This window comes from Thermogutta sp. (assembly GCF_014359955.1).
Taxonomy (GTDB): domain Bacteria; phylum Planctomycetota; class Planctomycetia; order Pirellulales; family Thermoguttaceae; genus Thermogutta.
In genome coordinates, this window is the sequence record NZ_JACIYL010000685.1 from 1 (window position 1) to 2,427 (window position 2,427).

Sequence of the window (2,427 nt, forward strand, 5' to 3'; positions counted from 1 at the left end):
ATGGCTCAACTGCAAGGAGAAAACGACGTTGCAGCACGGTACCATCGCATCCGTTTGTCCGGCCAGACCAAACAAGACACGATGCTTTTCAATGGGCAGTATTACATACAAATCCCCGATCCCACACCGCATGAAGACTACGGCCAGGGTTGCGCCATTGATCAGGTCTTGGGTCAGTGGTGGGCCCATCAATTGTATCTGGGCTGGGTGTATCCCCCTGACCATGTGCGGACCGCCCTCGCCAGCTTATTCCGCTACAATTTTCGTGGGTTCATGAAAGGATTGCCGCAGAAACCGAGAAAATTTGTGGCCGACGAAGACGCCGGGATGCAGATGTTCACATGGCCCCCGGGGACTCACCCTCCAGCAATGGTTATCCGCTATGCAAGCGAAGTGATGACCGGTTTTGAATACGCAGCCGCGGCAGCCATGATTCAGTCCGGTTTACCACGCGAAGGATTCACCGTCGTGCGAGCGATCGCCCTCCGCTATGATGGCCGAAAAAGAACTGGATTGACGCCGGGGAATTTCACAAGTTGGGGCTATTCAGGCAATCCGTTTGGCGACGACGAATGCGGCAAGTTTTACGCCCGGGCAATGAGTTCCTGGTCGTTGCTCCTGGCGTGCCAGGGGTTCATCTATGATGGTCCCGCTCAGACCATCGGATTCTGCCCCGTCTGGAAACCGGATGACCATGTCTCGTTTTTCACGGCAGCCGAAGGTTGGGGGATTTTCTACCAAAAACGGGAACCCGGTCGGCAAGTAGGCACCATCGACCTGCGCTGGGGCCAACTGCCGTTGGCAAAGTTCATCACAAAACTCCCGGAGAACGCTCTCCCCAAGCGTGTCGAGTGTCAGAAAGGCGACGAGACAATTCCCGTGCAGTTGGAATCTGAAAACGGACGGGTGGTTTGCTGCCTTACCCAACCGATAGTCCTTCATGCCGGAGAAAAAGTAAGTTTTGTCCTAACCTATTAGAAACGGTTTCACACTTCGGAATGCCGGGAGAAAACGAGAGATGGATTCGCTGCTCACGCGGACGGCTTTGCGTCGTGGTACGGAAAACCCCGGCGGAACCAAGCACGTCAGATTCTCAGTCGCCGTGACGGGGATCCTGCTGTTTGCCTTTTCCGCTGGCCTCGTCGCTGGAGAATCGCCGCAAGGTCGAAATGCCGTCTCTCAAAAGACCATCGTTCTGGAGGTGCTCCGCGAGCCGAGATTCGGTCAAAATCTCCTCAACGAAACAGCCTGGCGGGGCTACGGCGAGGGCTTCGTCAAAAAAGACAACACGTTTGTCTGTGATAATGGCTCTGATCCGACGGCAGTTCGCGGAGCTGTACAAACAGTCGAGCTCAACCAGACGGTACCCACACCGCTGCTGGCCGTTGCGGAGAGCGCGGCCGAAAACGTCGGCGGTTCGCGTGATAACGATTACTCCCTCTATTTGGATCTTCAGTACGTGGACGGTACGCCTTTGTGGGGGCGGGCCGCGCCGTTTGATGTGGGAACCCATGGCTGGCAAGAAAAACGGGTTATTGTCTTCCCCGAAAAACCGGTGAAGCGGCTCTCGTTTTATCTCCTGTTCCGACGTCACTCCGGCACGGCGGCATTTCGGGCCCCCCGACTCTATCAGTTGGCGCTCTCGCAGGGTGGCTACTTCGATGGAGTGCCGTGCACCTGGCACAAAAAGGGGTACTCCGGACTTGTCATCCGGGACATCAAAGCGGGCACCGACTTTTATGCACTCGGTCAGTCGGGGCTGGGGATCGAGTGCGAGCAAAAAGTAGAAAAGCTACGCTTTGGGGACGCTGTTGACATTCGTTTGAAATGGGCAGGAGCGGGTGATCGGCTTCTCACCCTCAGCTACCTATATCCCATTTCCGGCGATGGTCAGTTGCCTGTTGTTTGGTATCCCGATCCGCGGCGAGAGGAAGTCGTCTCGGCCACCAGGGAATATACCGTCGCCAGCCGCACCCGGGCTGGGGTGGCGCATCGTCTCTCCCGATGGCCGTTTGCCGCGATACGGAGTGGGGACAATGGGCACGCCATAGGCATCGACATGACGCTCCCTGCGGTGTTTCGGGTCGGCTACCATGCTGGCCTGGGATGTCTGTTTGTAAGTTATGACGTTGCACTCACTCCGGAAAAGCGCGAAGCGCATCTGCGGCTTGTCAAATGGCGGTTTCCTGGCCAGTTGGGATTTCGCGGCGCGCTTCAGTTTTACTACGAAATGTTTCCCGAAGTTTTTCGCGTGCGAATTGAGAAACAGGGTTTATGGATGCCTTTCGCCAAAATCTCGAGGGTGGAGGCCTGGGAGGACTTCGGCTTTCGCTTTAAAGAAGGTGACAACGAAACGGCATGGGATGACGCCCATGGGATTTTGACCTTCCGATACACGGAACCGATGACATGGTGGATGCCCATGGC

Annotated in this window: 2 protein-coding genes; both read left to right on the plus strand. The window is 56.2% G+C overall.

Going from position 1 to position 2,427, the window contains the following annotated elements; translation table 11 throughout:
• On the plus strand, nucleotides 1-978 hold a 978-nt coding region (locus H5U08_RS15845; protein ID WP_297035227.1), incomplete at its 5' end, for a GH116 family glycosyl hydrolase.
• Between the two features lie 40 nt (nucleotides 979-1,018).
• Nucleotides 1,019-2,427: hypothetical protein (locus H5U08_RS15850; protein WP_297035229.1), on the plus strand; the 1,409-nt coding region annotated here is incomplete at its 3' end.